Annotated in this window: 14 protein-coding genes; 5 read left to right on the forward strand and 9 right to left on the reverse strand. The window is 66.5% G+C overall.

What is annotated here, in order from left to right; genetic code table 11:
• Positions 1 to 14 precede the first annotated feature (14 nt).
• The 4 genes from araH to QLQ85_RS07200 form a co-directional block, all read right to left on the reverse strand.
• The gene (gene araH / locus QLQ85_RS07185; protein WP_282738363.1) at positions 15 to 1,025 is read right to left on the reverse strand and encodes an L-arabinose ABC transporter permease AraH; all 1,011 of its coding nucleotides are present in this window, start codon (positions 1,023 to 1,025) and stop codon (positions 15 to 17) included.
• Between the two features lie 34 nt (positions 1,026 to 1,059).
• Positions 1,060 to 2,553, reverse strand: coding sequence for an L-arabinose ABC transporter ATP-binding protein AraG (gene araG, locus QLQ85_RS07190; protein WP_282738364.1), 1,494 nt, complete (start codon positions 2,551 to 2,553; stop codon positions 1,060 to 1,062).
• Positions 2,554 to 2,585: 32 nt separating this feature from the next.
• The gene (locus QLQ85_RS07195) at positions 2,586 to 3,578 is read right to left on the reverse strand and encodes an arabinose ABC transporter substrate-binding protein (protein ID WP_282738365.1); all 993 of its coding nucleotides are present in this window, start codon (positions 3,576 to 3,578) and stop codon (positions 2,586 to 2,588) included.
• Positions 3,579 to 3,639: 61 nt separating this feature from the next.
• Positions 3,640 to 4,869, reverse strand: a complete 1,230-nt coding sequence (locus QLQ85_RS07200; protein ID WP_282738366.1) for an aldose epimerase family protein — start codon at positions 4,867 to 4,869, stop codon at positions 3,640 to 3,642.
• A gap of 157 nt (positions 4,870 to 5,026) precedes the next feature.
• On the opposite strand from QLQ85_RS07200, the gene QLQ85_RS07205 reads away from it, so the two are divergent.
• The gene (locus QLQ85_RS07205; protein WP_282738367.1) at positions 5,027 to 5,983 is read left to right on the forward strand and encodes a LysR family transcriptional regulator; all 957 of its coding nucleotides are present in this window, start codon (positions 5,027 to 5,029) and stop codon (positions 5,981 to 5,983) included.
• A gap of 24 nt (positions 5,984 to 6,007) precedes the next feature.
• Here the strand turns inward: QLQ85_RS07205 and QLQ85_RS07210 are convergent, their stop codons facing one another.
• Positions 6,008 to 6,934 (reverse strand): Gfo/Idh/MocA family protein, encoded by a 927-nt coding sequence (locus QLQ85_RS07210; RefSeq protein WP_282738368.1) that lies wholly within the window; start codon positions 6,932 to 6,934, stop codon positions 6,008 to 6,010.
• Positions 6,935 to 7,246: 312 nt separating this feature from the next.
• Between QLQ85_RS07210 and QLQ85_RS07215 the strand changes: the two genes are divergently transcribed.
• From QLQ85_RS07215 to QLQ85_RS07230, 4 genes are read left to right on the forward strand one after another with little or no spacing between them, the layout of a single operon-like run.
• Positions 7,247 to 8,617, forward strand: coding sequence for an MFS transporter (locus QLQ85_RS07215; protein WP_282738369.1), 1,371 nt, complete (start codon positions 7,247 to 7,249; stop codon positions 8,615 to 8,617).
• A 49-nt stretch (positions 8,618 to 8,666) separates the two neighbouring features.
• Positions 8,667 to 9,614, forward strand: a complete 948-nt coding sequence (locus QLQ85_RS07220) for a glycoside hydrolase family 43 protein (RefSeq protein WP_282738370.1) — start codon at positions 8,667 to 8,669, stop codon at positions 9,612 to 9,614.
• A 34-nt stretch (positions 9,615 to 9,648) separates the two neighbouring features.
• Entirely contained in the window at positions 9,649 to 10,635 is a 987-nt protein-coding gene (gene araD1, locus QLQ85_RS07225; protein ID WP_282738371.1) for an AraD1 family protein, read from the forward strand.
• Positions 10,636 to 10,655: 20 nt separating this feature from the next.
• A complete protein-coding gene (locus QLQ85_RS07230) occupies positions 10,656 to 12,233 on the forward strand; it encodes an aldehyde dehydrogenase (NADP(+)) (protein ID WP_282738372.1) in 1,578 nt (525 codons plus the stop codon).
• A 109-nt stretch (positions 12,234 to 12,342) separates the two neighbouring features.
• On the opposite strand, the gene uxuA is transcribed toward QLQ85_RS07230, so the two are convergent.
• The 4 genes from uxuA to QLQ85_RS07250 are packed head-to-tail and all read right to left on the reverse strand — an operon-like array spanning position 12,343 to position 16,909.
• Entirely contained in the window at positions 12,343 to 13,518 is a 1,176-nt protein-coding gene (uxuA, locus tag QLQ85_RS07235; RefSeq protein ID WP_282738373.1) for a mannonate dehydratase, read from the reverse strand.
• A 14-nt stretch (positions 13,519 to 13,532) separates the two neighbouring features.
• Positions 13,533 to 15,005 (reverse strand): mannitol dehydrogenase family protein, encoded by a 1,473-nt coding sequence (locus QLQ85_RS07240; RefSeq protein ID WP_282738374.1) that lies wholly within the window; start codon positions 15,003 to 15,005, stop codon positions 13,533 to 13,535.
• A gap of 39 nt (positions 15,006 to 15,044) precedes the next feature.
• Positions 15,045 to 16,325, reverse strand: coding sequence for a TRAP transporter large permease (locus QLQ85_RS07245; protein WP_282738375.1), 1,281 nt, complete (start codon positions 16,323 to 16,325; stop codon positions 15,045 to 15,047).
• Entirely contained in the window at positions 16,325 to 16,909 is a 585-nt protein-coding gene (locus tag QLQ85_RS07250; protein WP_282738376.1) for a TRAP transporter small permease, read from the reverse strand. Before QLQ85_RS07250 ends, QLQ85_RS07245 begins: the two co-directional genes overlap by 1 nt.
• Between the last annotated feature and the right edge of the window lie 61 nt (positions 16,910 to 16,970).

Genomic DNA, 16,970 nt, shown 5'->3' on the forward strand with positions numbered 1-16,970 from the left:
CTGAAACCGAAGGATCATGCACGCTGGCGTCGGGTCTGCTTCCAGCGGTCGAACATCACCGCCAGCAACAGGATCGCGCCGCGTACCAGGTACTGATAGAAAGTGGGCACGTTGAGCAGGCCCATGGCGTTCTGCACGCAGCCCATGATCAGCACGCCGACCAGCACGCCGGTGATGGTGGCCACGCCGCCCGAGAGCGCCACGCCGCCCAGCACGCAGGCCGAGATCACCGCCAGCTCCAACCCCATCGAGGTGTTGGGATCGCCGAGTCCCATGCGCGAGGTGAGCAGCACGCCGGCGATACCGGCCACCACGCCCTGCAGGCCGAACACGATGATCTTGAGGCGGCGCACGTTGACCCCGGCCAGCGCCGCCGCCTCGGCATTGCCGCCGGTGGCGAGCACGTTGCGCCCGAAGGCGGTCATGTTGAGCAGTACGCCGAAGATCACGAAGCAGACGATCATGGTCCACACCGGCAGGGTCAGCCCGAGGAAGGAGGCACTGCCGAGGTCGAAGAACTCGGGAACGGTGATCATCACCGCATCGCCGCCGGACGTGATGTAGGCCAGGCCGCGCACGAACTCCATGGCGGCGAGCGTGGCGATCAACGAATTGATGCCGAATTTCGCCACCACGAAGCCGTTGAAGGCCCCCACGGCGCCACCGGCGGCCACCCCGCCGAGTACGCCGATCACCACGCTGCCCGAGGTCGAGGTGACCACGGCGGCGACGACACCGGCGAAGGCGACGATGGAGGCTACCGACAGGTCGACCTCGCCCAGCGCCAGCACCATCATCATGGTGGTGGCGATGGTGCCGATCAGCGTGATCGAGAGCAGCAGGCCGACCATGTTGCGGCCGGTGAGAAAACCGGGAATGAATACGGCCAGCGCCACGAACAGAATCAGGAAGATGGCGATCAGGCCGGAGGTATCGAGCAGGGTGCGCAGCGGCTTGGGCAGCCCCTGGCGCGGGGGCACCGCAGCCGTGCTGCCCTCTCCCCCAGCGAGTTTGTGGGTCGTCATGTCGAATCTCTCTTCATTGGACTTGTCGGTAGAGTCAGGCGGGTAGCGCCAGCCCCAGCAGGCGCTGCTGGGTGGCCTCGGCGCGCGGCACGATGTCGATCAGCCCACCGTCGCGCATCACGCCGATGCGATCGCAGATGGAGCTCACCTCGGCCAGGTCGCTGGAGATCACCACCACGCTCTTGCCCTGCTCGGTCAGCTCGAAGAGCAGGGTGTAGATATCGCGGCGGGCGCCCACGTCGATGCCGCGGGTGGGCTCGTCCACCACGAACAGATCGATCTCCTCGGCCAGCCAGCGGGCCAGTATCACCTTCTGCTGGTTGCCGCCCGACAGGGTGCCGATACGGGTGCGCGGGCCCGGGGTCTTGATGCTGAGCCGCCGGATGTAGTCCTCGGCGTTGGCCCGCTCGCGGCGCGGGTCGCGCAGCAGCCCCCAGCGCCTGAAGAAGCGCCGGCAGCTGATGTTGAGGTTGTCGGCGACGCTGGCGACCGGAAAGATGCCCTGCGACTTGCGATCCTCGGGGCACATGGCGATGCCCACGCGGATCGCCTCTCCGGGGCTGGCGAAGCGCCGCGCCTCGCCCTGGAAGCGCACCTCGCCTGCCGTGGCGGTCTCGGCGCCGCACACCAGCCGCATCAGTTCGCTGCGCCCCGCACCGACCAGGCCGAACAGGCCGAAGACCTCGCCGCGCCTCACCGCGAGACTGACCGGCGCCCTGAGCCCCTTGCCCTCGAGCCCGGCGATCTCGAGCATCACCTCGCCCCGCTCGCGCTCGCGGTAGCCGTAGACGTCCTCGATATCGCGGCCGACCATCTCGCTGACCAGGGTGTCGTGATCCAGCGCATCGAGGCTGTCGTGGGTGCGAATGTGCCGGCCGTCGCGAAACACGGTGACGGCGTCGCACATGTCGAACACCTCCTCCATGCGGTGGGTGACGTAGAGCACCACGCGCCCCTCGTCACGCAGGCGCGTGACGATGCGCTTGAGCTGACGCGTCTCCTGCACCGACAGGCTGCTGGTGGGCTCGTCGAAGGCGATGATGCGCGCATCGCGCAGCAGCGCGCGGCCGATCTCGATCATCTGCTGCTGGCCGATGGAGAGGTCGCGCACCTTGGTCGAAGGGTGAATGTTCCCTTCACCGAGCTCCTCGAGCATGCGCATCGCCCGCTCACGCAGCCGCCGCCGGTCGATGAAGCCATGATGGGCCGGCAGCTGGCCGAGCAGGAGGTTCTCGGCCACCGACATGTTGGGCGCCAGCGTCAGCTCCTGGTAGATGATCGCGATGCCCTGGCCGAGTGCCTCGCGGGCGTTGGCGAACACATGGCGCTCGCCATCGATCCACAGCGCCCCTTCGCTGACCCGGTTGACGCCGCTGAGCACCTTGAGCAGGGTCGACTTGCCGGCACCGTTCTCGCCCATCAGGGCATGCACCTGGCCGGCGTGGGCACCGAAGCTGACCTTGTCCAGCGCGCGCACGCCGGGGAAGACCACGCTGATGCCGTCGAATCGAAGATAGGGTTCCGTCATGTCACTCCTCCGGTCACCGTGATCCGTCGCGTTCACAGCCCGAGTTCGGCGCGCACGTCCTGCCAGTTGTCGCGCGTCATCAGGGTGCCGGAGGTCTCGGTATTGGCCGGCGGCTCCTCGCCCTCGCTGATCCAGCGATAGAGGCTCTCCGCCGTCTGGCGCCCATGCTGGGTGGAACTCACCGCCACCGTGCCGTGGAAGCCGGTCGGGTTGCTGCGCGAGAACTCGGCGAAGGCCGCACCGGAGCCGTTGATGCCCACGCCGATCACGTCCTCGGCGGAGAGGCCGTACTGCTCGGTCGCGCGCACGCCGCCCAGCACGCTCTCTTCGTTGAGGGCATAGATGATCCAGTGCTCGAAGTCACCGCGCTGCGAGATGACCGGCGAGGCGGCCGAGAAGGCGCTGCTGGTATCGGTGTTCTGCTGGGGCGCATCGAAGACGTTCGCCTCGGGGAAGCCCCACTCGAGCAGCGCGTCGGTGGCACCGTCGGTGCGCTCCTTGGCCGTGGGCAATTCATTATTGGTGATGCGCAGCGCCGCGACCTCCTGCGGGTCCCAGCCGCGCGCCTCCATCTCGGCGGCAAGCGCCTCGCCGACCTGCTGGCCGATCTTGTAGCCCGACATACCCAGGTGCGGCACCGCTTCCATGGGTTCGCCGTCGCTGCCCACGAAGCGGTCGTCCACCGTGATCACCTTCATGCCGTACTGGTTGGCGCGGTTCATGATGGCGGGGCCCAGTCGCACGTCCGGCGGACAGATGACGAAGCCCTGGGCGCCCTGGGAGTTGAGGTTGTCGATGGCGCTGAGCACCTCCTGGCCATCTTCGCCGCCCAGCCGGACGACGCGAAAGCCCTGCTCCTCGCCGACCTGGGTGGCGGCTTCCTGCTCGTTGATGAACCAGGCCTGCTCGGGCTTCTTGACGATGAAGCCTATCCGGGTGTCCTCTTCGGCCGCCTGTGCCGAGCCGATGGTGCCGAGTGCCAGGCCGACACCTAGCGCCAGGCGAGTGAACGCATTCATGGACATGGTCGTACTCCTGAAGTCTTCAAGGATGTTGTTATGCGGCGTTGCTGGGCTCTTCACCGAGCTACGAGTCCAGGCTTGCCTTTGCGGAAAAGGTGTAAACCGTGCGCGAGCGGTACGTGTCCCCCGGCTCGAGAATCGTCGTGGGAAAGTTGGCCTGGTTGGGAGAGTCGGGAAAATGCTGGGTTTCCAGGGCGAACCCCGAGCGGTGTTCGTACGCCTGACCCTGCTTGCCCGTCAGGTCGCCGGCTAGGAAGTTACCCGAGTAGAACTGGATGCCCGGCTCGGTCGTACTTATTTCCAGCAGGCGCCCGCTTTCAGGCTCCCAGACCCTGGCGGCCAGCACGGGATCGCTGGAAGACGTGGCCTTCTCCGCGAGCACGAAGTTATGGTCGTAGCCCCTGCCGAACGCCAACTGCTCGTTATCCTGCTCGATGCGCTCACCGATCGGCGTCGCTTGGGTAAAGTCGAATGGCGTGCCTTCGACCGGGCGGATCTCGCCCGTGGGAATCAAGGTGCCATCCACCGGGGTAAAGGCCTCGGCATCGATCATCAGCCGATGGTCGAGAATGCTGCCGCTGCCCTCACCCTCGAGATTGAAATAGCTGTGCTGGGTGAGATTGACGGGGGTCGCCTTGTCGGTCGTGGCGCGGTAATCGACGATCAGCTCATCGGCATCGGTCAGGGTATAGGTCACTTGCGTTTCCAGCCGGCCCGGATAGCCTTCCTCGCCATCCTCGCTGGTATGGCTGAGAACGAGTCCGGCCCCTTCGTGATTCTCGAACGGCTCGGCCTGCCACAGCACCCGGTCGAATCCCTGTTGGCCGCCGTGCAGGTGGTTGTCGCCATCGTTGGTCGCCAGGGAATAGGTTTCGCCGTCGAGAGAAAACTGGCCGCCAGCGATGCGATTGCCGTAGCGTCCGATCAGCGCACCAAAGTAGGGATTGGCCCGGCGATAGTCATCGGAGAGGTAGGCTTCCAGCGAATCGAAGCCCAGCACGATATCGTCGAATTCACCATGCACATCCGGTGTCTTCAGCGAGACGATGATGCCGCCATGGTTGATGACGCGCACCTCGATGCCATTGGCGTTGGCGATGCGATAGATATCAACCTCGCGACCATCGGGGAGTCGGCCGAACGTTGCCTTTTCCACAGCGCCTTCCCTCTGTTCCTCGTTGCCGTCATTGACGGCGTCATCGGCCTGGGCGGCTGAAAGCATCAGTACCGCGGCGCCCGCACTCAGCAACAGGTGCGTGCCGGCACCGCGCATCGAAGCGTACGTGAGTGGCATGATCTGTCTCCTTGATCCTGGAATTGTTGTTATCGGAGCGACGCGCTCGTCGCGGATACAGCCGCTACAGTAGACAGACCAGACATAACCAACCAATATGCACATGCTCACATATCGATATATAAATGGTTATCACTAGACGCCGCGGAGGGGTGTCATGCGCTCGCTGGCCGACGACTGGTTCCTGCAAGCACGACTAAAGTTGCGCCATCTTCAGCTCTTCCTGGCCCTCGACGAACAGCGCAATCTGCATCGCGCGGCGTCGCAGTTGGGCATGAGCCAGCCGGCCGCCTCGAAGCTGCTGGGCGATGTCGAAGCCCAACTGGGGGTCAGGTTGTTCGATCGCCACCCTCGCGGGCTCGTGCCGAACTGGTATGGGGAGGTCATGGTCCGGCATGCCCAGGCCATGCTCTCGGAGCTTCACAACACCGGTGAGGAGCTCAACGCCCTGTTCGAGGGCAACGCCGGCAAGGTGGCCATCGGCACGGTGATGGCGCCGGCGGTGACCCTGCTTGCCAGCGCCATCGAGCGGGTGCATCGAACCCACCCCAGGCTCAAGGTCAGCGTCGAGGTCGACGTCAGCAAGCGGCTCGTGCCGAGGCTGCTGGAAGGGGAACTGGATTTTGCCATTACCCGAATACCGGCCGGGTTCTCGACCGATCCGTTCGTGTTCGAGGAAATCGGGGAGGAGGAGATCTGCTTCGTGTGCCGGGAAGGCCACCCCCTTTCGGGGGCCAACCCGCTGACGCTGGAGGCCATGGCCGCCTACCCGTGGGCGCTCCAGCCCCAGGGGGCGCTGATGCGCCAACGGGTCGACGCGCTGTTTCTCTACCACGCCATCGAGTCCCCGGCGCAGATCGTCGACACCACCGACATACTGGTGGCGCTGGCACTGGTCGACCGTTCGGATACGATCACGGCCACCACGCGCCAGGTCGCCGAACTGCTGTGCGCCCCGACGCGCTTTCGCATTCTGCCCTTCCACCAACGGCTCAGCGTGCAACCGTTCGGCCTGGTGAGCCTGAGGCGTCGCCGGCTATCTCCGGGGGCGGCGACGCTGATGAGCATGTTACGGGAACTGGTGGCCCACCAGCGGCAGCAGGGGCTGCTCTAAGGTTGCTTGAAACAACGACGTAGCTCACTCGATGAAGGGCTCCGTCGGCTCCCTCCAGGCGGCGAGACAGGCATCCGCCACATGCCGCAGGGGCGCCAGATCGACGTCACTCCGTCGCTCCCGGATCAGCTCGGCGAACCTGGCGTAGAGGCCCGGATATTCGCGCTCCTCGGCATCGATCACGCACCGTCCGTCGAGCTCCAGCCGGCAGCCGCCCTGCAGCAGGCTGAGCCGTCCCGCCTCGGCCTCGACGTGAACGCTCCAGATGGGCGGGCCAGGCTGGCGAAAATCGAAGTCGGCCACGATCGGCGTCGCCAGGGCATCGCGGAAATCCAGCCGCGCCGCGATCGGGGCCTGGCAATTGCTCGGCACCAGGAGCTTCGCATCGCGCAGGAAGAAGGCCCGCGGGAGTATCTCGGTGGCGATCGACAGCGCGTTGATCCCGGGGTCGAACACCCCCATGCCGCCCGGCTCCCAGATCCACGCCTGGCCTGGGTGCCACACCCTGACGTCCTCCCGCCAGTCGATCTCGACCCGCGTGATCGTCTTGTCACTCAGCCAGTCGCGAGCCTGTGCCACGGCCGGGGCGAAGCGTGAATGCCAGGCCGCGAACAGGGTGCAACCCTGACGTGCGGCCAGTTCGATCAAATCCTCGACCTCGCTCAGGGTCGCGCCGGGCGGCTTCTCCAGCAGCACGTGCCTGCCGTGCTCCAGCGCCAGGCGCGCCTGCGCATAGCGCAGGCTGGTGGGCGTACAGATGGCCACCGCCGTGAGCTCCGGCCGAGCGTCTAGCATGGCAGCCAGCGAATCGTATCCCGGCACGCCGTCCAGCCGCGCCGAGGGATCCGCGGTAGCCACCAGCTGGAAATCGCGGCTGTCGATCAAGGCCGGGAGATGCTGGTCGCGGACGATCTTGCCCACGCCTACCAGACCGATTTCGATGTTTTGCATTGCCAAGTCCTTTGGTTCGAAAGGCGAGACACCACGTCCCGCCAGCGGGAAGTCACGACTAAAGTATATGTTGAACATGGCAGTTATATGTTCAACATAAAGGCGGACAGCAACAACAGACAACCCCTGGAGCCCGTATGCTCAATCTCGAACATCGCTTCATCCTCCTCGGTTCGGTCGGCTCGGCCCTGCTGCAGTGACCGCAGATATTATCCGGCCGCTATAGCCCAGACGAAACGGCCCTGAAGAAATGGCTCTGGCGAGCTAGCTCTCACGAGATAGCCCACACGCCAGCCCCGAGAGGTACGATCGATGAGAACACGACAACTGACTTATCTGGAGAAGGTCGGGTTCGGCAGTGGTGATATGGCCATCAATATCGTTATTTCCTCCATGTTCCTGATCATCTCGTATTTCTATACCGATATTTTCGGTCTCAAGCCCAGCCACATGGGGATTCTCTTCCTGGTGGCACGCCTGGTGGACGCGATCACCGATCCCCTGATGGGCTTGGTCACGGACAAGTTCAATAGCCGTCGGGGCCGCTACCGCCCATATTTCCTCGTCTTCTCCATCCCGTTCGGGGTGTCGGTACTGCTGCTCTTCACCACCCCGGACTGGGGCTATAACGCGAAACTGGTCTGGGCGTATTCGACCTATCTTTTCGTCACCCTCATGTTCACCTCGGTGACCATTCCCTACATCTCGTTGATCGGCGTGCTGACACCGGACCCCAAGGACCGGCTCTCGGCCAACGGTTACCGCTTGTTCTTCGCCAAGATCGCCGCGTTCCTGGTCACGATCATCGTACCGAAACTCGCCGAGTTCGTGGGCGGGGACGACCTCGCCCTCGGCTATCAAGTTTCCATGGGATTGATGGGCGGGCTTGCCACACTGCTCTTCCTGTTCTGCTACTTCACGACGACCGAACGGGTACAGCACAGGATCGACGACAAGCCTCTCAAGCAACAGTTTCGCGTACTCATGCAGAACGACCAGTGGTTGATCCTGTGTGCCGTCTGCTTCACGGGTACCCTTGGCTACGTCATCCGCAGCTCCGTGGCGGCCTACTACGCCAAGTACTATCTCGGCGCCGACGCCACGATGCTGTCGGCATTCCTGACCGTAGGGGTGAGCGCGGCGATCCTGGCCATGGTGGCCTCGACCTGGATCACCAAGCGCTACTGCAAGATTCAGCTCTTCCGCTGGAGCCAGCTCACTGTCGGCGCGCTCAGCCTGGTCATGTTCATCACCGTGCGCCCCGGCGACATCGTGCCGGCCTTCATCCTGTATTTCCTCATCTCTTTCGTGGTCGACCTCCATGCGCCCGTCTTCTGGTCGGCCATTGCCGAATCGGTGGACTACGGCGAAGCCAAGACCGGGCGGCGCGTCTCCGGCCTGGCCTTCGGCGGCATCTCCTTCTTCCAGAAGGCAGGTATGGGGGCGGCAGGGTTCCTGGTGGGTTCGCTACTCACCTATTTCAATTACGAGGCGAATACCGAACAGAGCGCCTTCACCCTGACCGGTATCGCCCTGATGCTTTCGATCATTCCCGGCATCTTCCATGCCCTGATGGGCAGCCTGATGTTCAAGTACCGCATCACCGATCAGTACTATGAAGCGATGAAGGCGGGCCGCTTGAGCGACTTCCCCCTGGTCGATGCCAGCCCCAGGCCGTCATGAACCGAGGCACACAATCGCACGACGGATACCGGCAAAGCAGAGCGAGACAATGGCGACGATGAGACCCTTGATAGAGCAACGAGCGGATCCACATATCCATAAGCATGAGGACGGCTACTACTACTTCACCGCATCGGTGCCGGGCTATGATCGCCTGGAGTTGCGCCGGGCCGCGAGCATCGAGGCACTCGCAGAGGCGCCCCCGATCACCGTGTGGCGCAAGCCCGAATCGGGGCCCTTCAGCGAGTTGATCTGGGCACCGGAGCTGCATCATCACCGGGATCGCTGGTATCTCTACCTCGCCGCCGCACCGAGCCGGGAAATACGCAACGGCCTGTTTCAGCATCGCATGTACGCGATCAGCACCGAGGCCGCCGATCCGCTTACCGGTACGTGGAGCTCTCCTGTCCAGGTCGAGACCGGGGTCGACAGCTTCTGCCTCGATGCCACGACTTTTGTGCATCAAGGTAGGCTCTACTACGTCTGGGCGCAGAAGGCACCCGACATACCGGGCAATTCCAACCTGTATATCGCCCCCATGGAAACGCCCGAAAGCATTTCGGGCCCTCCCGTTCGCTTGAGCGTGCCCGAATTCGAATGGGAGACCCGCGGGTTCAGCGTCAACGAGGGGCCGGCGGTCCTGTGTCGTCATGGCCGCGTCTACCTGACCTATTCCGCCAGCGCCACTGACGAGAACTACTGCATGGGCATGCTATGGGCGGACGCCGACGCCGACCTGCTCGATCCCGCCAGTTGGACGAAATCGCCGACGCCCGTCTTCGAGAGTGACCCACCCAACGCCATCTTCGGGCCTGGCCACAATAGCTTTACCGTGGCCGAAGACGACCAAACCGACCTGTTGGTGTACCACGCGCGTACCTATACCGAGATCGAAGGCGACCCGCTTTGGGATCCCAACCGGCACACTTACGTCAAGCGAATTCATTGGGACGTGGACGGCTTCCCCCTGTTCGGCAAACCGTCGTCCCGCGACTGATTCGCACCATCCCCTACCTTGAGGAAACCGCGCCATGCGCCTGATTCAATGCGAACACCAGGGCCAGGTCCATGCGGCCCGGGTCGAAAGCGACCGTGAAGTCCGCCTGCTCGACGCCGACACCTACACGCTGGCCCGGCGCGCCATCGCCGCTGGCCAGTCGCTGGCCGACGCCGTCGAGGCAGCGCAGACCGAGACCCGCCTCGACTATCAACGGCTGGTCGACGAGAAGCGGCTGTTGCCGCCGCTGACCCACCCCGACCCGGCCCACTGCCTGGTGACCGGCACCGGCCTGACCCATCTGGGCAGCGCCGACACGCGCTCGGCCATGCATGCCAAGGCGCAGGCTGCAGAGAGCGAACTGACCGACTCCATGCGCATGTTCAAGCTCGGCGTCGAGGGTGGCAAGCCGGGCGCAGGCGTCATTGGCGCCCAGCCGGAGTGGTTCTACAAGGGCGACGGTAGCTGTGTCGTCGCCCCCGAAGCCGAGATCCCCGTGCCCCCTTTCGCCGAGGATGCCGGCGAGGAGCCGGAGCTGGCCGGGCTCTACGTGATCGGCGACGACGGACGCCCCTGGCGCGTGGGCTACGCCGTCGGCAACGAGTTTTCCGATCACGTCACCGAGCGCTTCAACTACCTGTGGCTGGCCCACTCCAAGCTGCGGGCCTGCAGCTTCGGCCCGGAGCTGCTGGTGGGCGATCTCCCCGAGCATCTGGAAGGCGTGAGCCGCATCGTGCGCGGCGATGACACCGTCTGGGAGAAGCCGTTTCTGACCGGCGAGGCCAACATGGCCCATGGCCTGGCCAACCTGGAATATCACCACTTCAAGTATTCGGGTTTCCGTCGCCCCGGCGACGTGCATGTGCACTTCTTCGGCACCGCAACGCTGAGCTTCGCCGATGGCATCCAGACCCGGGACGGCGACCGGTTCGAGATCCGCCTGACCGAGTTCGGCCGCCCCCTGCGCAACCCACTACGCTTCGAGGCGGCAAGCCCCGCCATCGACGTGAAATCGCTCTGATAGCAAGCAAGGAGACCGCTATGCCCTTGGAAGGCAAGATGCTGATCGGCCGCGAGGCCGTCAGCGGCAGTTCCAAGCCCATCACTGCCGTCAACCCCGCCACCGGCGAGACCCTCGCGCCCACCTACCTGGGCGGCGGCAAGGCCGAGGTCGAGCGCGCCTGCCAGCTCGCCGAGGCGGCCTTCGCCACCTGCCGCGAGACCTCGCTCGAGCAGCGCGCGGTGTTTCTCGAGGCGGTGGCCGGCGAGATCGAGGCCATCGGCAGTGAGCTCATCGAGCGCGCCATGGCCGAGACCGGCCTGCCCCGGGCGCGCCTTGAGGGCGAGCGCGGCCGCACCTGCGGCCAGCTGCGCCTGTTCGCCGGCGTGGTGCGTGCCGGCGAGTGGCTCGACGTGCGCCTCGACCCGGCCCTGCCCGAGCGCGAGCCGATGCCCCGCGCCGACCTGCGCCAGCGCCACGTGGCACTCGGCCCCGTCGCGGTGTTCGGCGCCAGCAACTTCCCGCTGGCCTTCAGCGTCGCCGGGGGCGACACCGCCTCGGCACTGGCCGCCGGCTGCCCGGTGATCGTCAAGGGCCACTCCGCCCACCCCGGCACCTCCGAGCTGGTCGGCCGTGCCGTGCAGCGCGCCGTCGAGAAGTGCCGCTTGCCCGCGGGCGTGTTCTCGCTGCTGTTCGGCTCGGGCAGCGAGATTGGCCAGGCGCTGGTCGCCGACCCGCGCATCCAGGCGGTGGGCTTCACCGGTTCGCGCGGCGGCGGCACCGCGCTGATGAGAACCGCTCAGGCCCGCCCGCAGCCGATTCCGGTCTACGCCGAGATGAGCTCGATCAACCCGGTGTTCCTGCTGCCCGAGGCGCTGCGCGCCCGCGGGACCAAGCTCGCCGAGGGCTTCGTCGCCTCGCTCAACATGGGCGCCGGGCAGTTCTGCACCAACCCGGGGCTGGTGATCGCGGTGAAGAGCCCCGAGCTCGACGCCTTTATCGAGGCCGCGGGCGATGCCGTGAAGGAGAGCGCCGCCCAGACCATGCTCACCCCGGGCATCCATGGTGCCTACCGGCAGGGCGTGGGCCGGCTCGCGGGCAATGCCAAGGTACGCGAAGTGGCCCGCGGCCAGGCCGGCGAGTCGGCCCATCCGTGCCGGGCGGGGCTGTTCGTCACCTCGGCCCAGGACTTCCTCGCCGATCCCGAGCTGCAGGAGGAGGTGTTCGGTTCCAGCTCGCTGGTGATCGAGTGCACCGGCCAGGACGAGGTGCGCCAGGTCGCAGCGCAACTCGAAGGCCAGCTTACCGCCACCCTGCAGATGGACGACGCCGACCTCGACACGGCCAAGGCGTTGCTGCCGATCCTCGAACGCAAGGCCGGGCGGATACTGGCCAACGGCTGGCCGACGGGCGTCGAGGTGTGCCACGCCATGGTCCACGGCGGGCCGTTCCCGGCGACCTCCGACTCGCGCACCACCTCGGTGGGCAGCGCGGCGATCTTCCGCTTCCTGCGCCCGGTGTGCTACCAGGCGCTGCCGGCAGGGCTGCTGCCCGATCCGCTCAAGGACGGCAATCCCTGGGGCGTGTCGCGGCTGGTCGACGGCAAGCGCGAGGCGTAGCGCCCATTACATTGAGGACTCTCGCCACCCCTCGGGCGAGGATTTCGCGTGACGCAAGGCGGCCCTTTGAGGCCGCCTTGTCGTCTTGGGGGTAGCAAGAAGCAAGGAGTCAGGTCAGCCGACGTACCGCCAGCTCCACGCCGCGCAGTTCGGCCAGCCCGCGCAGCCGGCCGTAGAGCGGATAGCCCGGGGCGGTGTCGCGCTGCTGGTCGTCGAGGATGTGGTGGCCGTGGTCGGGGCGCAGCGGCAGGCGCGGGCCGCCCTCGCGCTCGCGGCGGCGCTCCTCCTCCACCAGCGCCTGGATCACCGCCACCATGTCGACATCGCCGTCGAGATGCGGCGCCTCATGGAAGGAGCGCGGATCGGGCGCCTCGCGCCGCGTCGAGCGCAGGTGGGCGAAGTAGATCCTCGGGCCGAAGCGTTGCGCCATCGCGGCCAGGTCGATGTCCGCCCGTACCCCGTAGGAGCCGGTGCACAGCGTCAGGCCGTTGGCCGGGCTGGGCACGGCGTCGAGGAGCCACTGGGCGTCCTCCGGCGTGGAGACCACCCGCGGCAGCCCCAGCAGCGGGCGCGGCGGGTCATCGGGGTGGATCGCCATGCGGATGCCGACCTCCTCGGCCACCGGGATCACCGCCTGCAGGAAATAGCCCAGGTGCTCACGCAGGCGCTCGGCGTCGATCCCGGCGTACTCGGCCAGCACGCCGCGAAACTGCGCGAGCGTATAGTGCTCCTCGGCCCCCGGCAGGCCCGCGATCAGGGTATCGACCAGCGTGTCACGGCCGGCCGCATCCAGGCCGTCGAGGCAGCGCCTGGCCTCGGCCCGCTCCTCCTCGCCGTACTCGGCCTCGGCGCCGGGGCGCTTCAGCAGGTAGAGGTCGAAGGCGGCGAAGGCCCGCTGGTCGAAGCGCAGCGCCAGGGCGCCGTCCGGCAGGCGCCAGGTCAGGTCGGTGCGGGTCCAGTCGAGCACCGGCATGAAGTTGTAGCAGACGGTGTCGATGCCGCAGGCCGCCAGATTGCGCAGGGTCTGACAGTAGGTGGCGATCAGCTCGTCGCGCTCCGGCAGCCCCTGCTTGATCGCCTCGTGGACCGGCACGCTCTCCACCACCGACCAGGTCAGGCCGGCGGCCTCGATCAGCGCCTTGCGCTCGGCGATCGCCGCCATCGACCAGACCCGGTCGTTGGGCACCTCGTGCAGCGCCGTGACGATGCCGGTCGCGCCGGTCTGGCGAATCTCGTGCAGGTGGATGGGGTCCTTCGGGCCGAACCAGCGCCAGGTGTGCTCCATGGGGGCTCCTCGTGTCAGGCCCGTTCCAGGGCGGCGAGCGCCCCGTCGAGCCCGTACCGTGTCAGGGTGCGATAGGCGGCGAGCACCGCCGTGGCGAAACCGCGGTTGGCCGCCAGGGCCGGCGGCACCACGTCGTGCATGGCCAGAAAGGCATTCACCAGGGCTTCGGCATCCTGGCCATACTGCCCATGCAATCCGGCGAAACGCGAGGCCAGCGGGTCGTCGACCGGGTAGGCCGTTCCGTGCAGGTCATGCCCGGCGGTATAGCGGATCCAGGCGGCCACGCCGAGGGCTATGCAGGGGGTGTCGTGGCCGGCCTCGAGACGCGCCAGGGCGCCGAGCAGCCAGCGCTGGGGAAGCTTCTGGCTGCCGTCCATGGCGATCTGTTGCAGCCGATGGCGCAGGCTGTCGTTGGCGAAGCGCGCCAGCAGCGACTCGACGTAGGCGGCCAGGTCGGTGCCCTCGGGCATGGCGAGCGTCGGCGCGGCCTCGCTCAGCATATAGCGGCGCAGCAACGTGCCCAGGTCCCGGCGGTTGACCGCCTCGAAGACCGTCTCGATGCCCGCCAGGGCGCCCAGGTAGGCCAGCAGCGAGTGGCTGCCGTTGAGCAGGCGCAGCTTCATGGTCTCGAAGGGCGCCACGTCGGCGACCATCTCCACCCCATCGGCAGCCCAGTCCGGCCGCCCCAGGGGGAAGTCGTCCTCCACCACCCACTGGGCGAAGGCCTCGCCGACCACGGCGTTGGGATCCTCGACGCCCAGCTCGGCGAGCCGCGCGAAGTCGGCCTCGGTCATGGCCGGCACGATGCGGTCGACCATGCTGCAGGGGAAGGCCACCCGGTCCTCGATCCATGCGGCCAGTTCGCGGTCGCGCCGCTCGGCGAGCTGGATCACCGCGGCGCGGGTGCGCCTGCCGTTGTCCGGCATATTGTCGCAACTGAGTACCGTGAAGGGTGCCTGGCCTGCCGCCCGGCGCCGCGCCAGCGCCTCGACCAGCAGCCCGGGGGCGGTACGCGGCGTGTGCGGCGTGGCGATGTCCGCGGCGACCATGGGGTCGTCGGCGAGCAGCTCGCCGCTCGCCGGGTTCAGGAAATAGCCCTTCTCGGTGACGGTCAGGGTGACGATACGCACCGCCGCATCGCTCATTCGCGACAGCAGGGCCTCGAGATCACGCCCCCAGCGCCCCGCGCGCTTGTCCTGACCCGTGAAGTGCGTCTCCTCGATCACCCCGATCTCGCGCAGGGTGATGGTCTGGCTGTCGGCGTACTCCGCCACGTGATAGCGGTAGCCGGCCTCGCGCAGGGCGTCGACCAGGTGCACGCTCGAGCGCAGGTTGGCGCTGCTCACCCCCCAGGCCGTGTCGCCGGTGCGCTGTCGATAACGCTCCAGGTAAACGGCCTGGTGGGCGCGGTGGAAGGCTCCGAGCCCCAGGTGGACGATACCGATCCGGCCATCACGCGCGGCCGCGGGAAGATGGGTCAGGTTCATGTGCATCCCTTTGATTGCTGGATTCTGTCGGTGCCCTCTCTACTCACCCAACAAGAGGTTCGGCAACCACAGCGAGATCGCCGGCACATAGGAGACCAGCAGCAGCACGGCGAGGTTGCAGAGCAGGAAGGGCACGATGGCCCGCGCCACGGTCAGCATCGGCAGCTTGCCGATGCCCGACACGACGAACAGGCAGACCCCCACCGGTGGCGTGGTCAGGCCGATCATCAGGTTGAGCACCGCCATGACGGCGAAGTGCACCGGATCCATGCCCACGCCGGTGGCCACCCCCAGCAGCGCCGGGAACAGGATGATCAGCGCCGCGATGGTCTCCATGAAGGCGCCGACGAACAGCAGGATCAGGTTGAGGATCAGGATGACGACGAGCGGGTTCTCGCTGATGGTCAGGATCAGCCCGGCGATCATCTGGGGAATCTGCTCGCTGGTGAGGATCCAGCCGAAGAGGTTGGCCAGCCCCACCATCAGCAGCAGCGCCGCGGAGGTGAAGACGGTATCGGTGAGGATCGCCGGCAGCTTGCGCCAGGAGAGGCCCTTGTAGACGTACATGCCCACCACCAGCGCGTAGAGGCTGGCGACGATGGAGGCCTCGGTGGGCGTGAAGAAGCCGCCGATGATGCCGTAGAGGATGATCGCCGTCATCAGCAGCGCCCAGAAGGCGGTGCGCCCCTCGCGCAGCAGCTCCAGGAAGGTGGCCCGCTCGCCCCTGGGATAGCCGCGCCGCACGGCGAGGATGTACACCGTCACCATCATCGCCAGTCCCAGCAGCAGGCCGGGGATGGCGCCGGCCAGGAACATGCGCCCCACCGAGACCCCGGAGAGCGAACCAGCGATGATCATCGGCACGCTGGGCGGAATGATCGGCCCCACGGTGGAGGAGGCGGCGGTGACCGCCGCGGCGAACGGCTTGTCGTAGCCGGACTTCGCCATGCCGGGGATCATCACCGAGCCGATGCTCGCCGAGTCGGCCACGGCGGTGCCCGAGATGCCGCCGAAGATCATCGAGCCCCCCACGTTGGCCAGGCCGAGTCCGCCGCGGATATGGCCCAGCAGCGCATTGGAGAAGCGCACGATGTGCTCGGTGATGTTGCCGACGTTCATCAGGTTGCCGGCCAGCACGAAGCCGGGAATGCACAGCAGCACGAAGGTATCGATGCCGGCGTACAGGCGCTGCGGCACGATGGTCAGGGAGATGCCTTCCAGCAGTAGATAGGCCAGCGAGGCGATGCCCAGGGCGAAGGCGATGGGCATGCCGATCAACAGCAGGACCAGGAAGGCGCTGAACAGGATGATCACTTCCATCACGGCTTCTCCGATGCGGCGCGCTCAGGCGAACGAAAGATGGCGACGAGGCCCTCCAGGAAGCCGATGGCGCCGTAGACCAGCAACAGCGCGAACATCACCACCGTGGAGAAGAAGATGTAGAGCATGGGGACCTTGAGGGTGGGCGAGGTCTGCCAGGCGCCGTTCTGGGCGTACTGCCAGGCGTAGGGCAGCACCACCCCGGCAAAGCCGGCGATCAGCAGGCCGATCAACGCCTGGTAGGCGGCTCGCGCGCGAGGCCCCAGGTGGTGGTGGAAGAGCTCCACGCTGACGTTGCGATGCCGGCGCAGCACCACCCCCGCCGACAGGGCCACCATGTAGATGAACAGGTAGCGAGACAGCTCCTCGGTCCAGGCCAGCGAGAACGGCAGGAAGAGGCGCGCCGAGATCTGCAGCAGCACCGTGCCGGCGATGGCCAGCAGCGCCAGCACGGCGAGGACGGTGAACAGGGTGTCGACCCAACCGATCAGGCGCCCCAGGGCTCCCTGAAAGGTGGGCACGGTCGAGAGGGAATCCAGCCGCTCGAGCACTTCCTGCTCGACCGCCTTGTAGTCGGAGTCCATACGCATTCCTCGTGGTGCCGGCGGGCACCCTTGTGCGGGGGGGACGCGCCCATGCCTGGCA

This window comes from Halomonas kalidii, assembly GCF_030010475.1.
Taxonomy (GTDB): Bacteria; Pseudomonadota; Gammaproteobacteria; order Pseudomonadales; family Halomonadaceae; genus Halomonas; species Halomonas heilongjiangensis.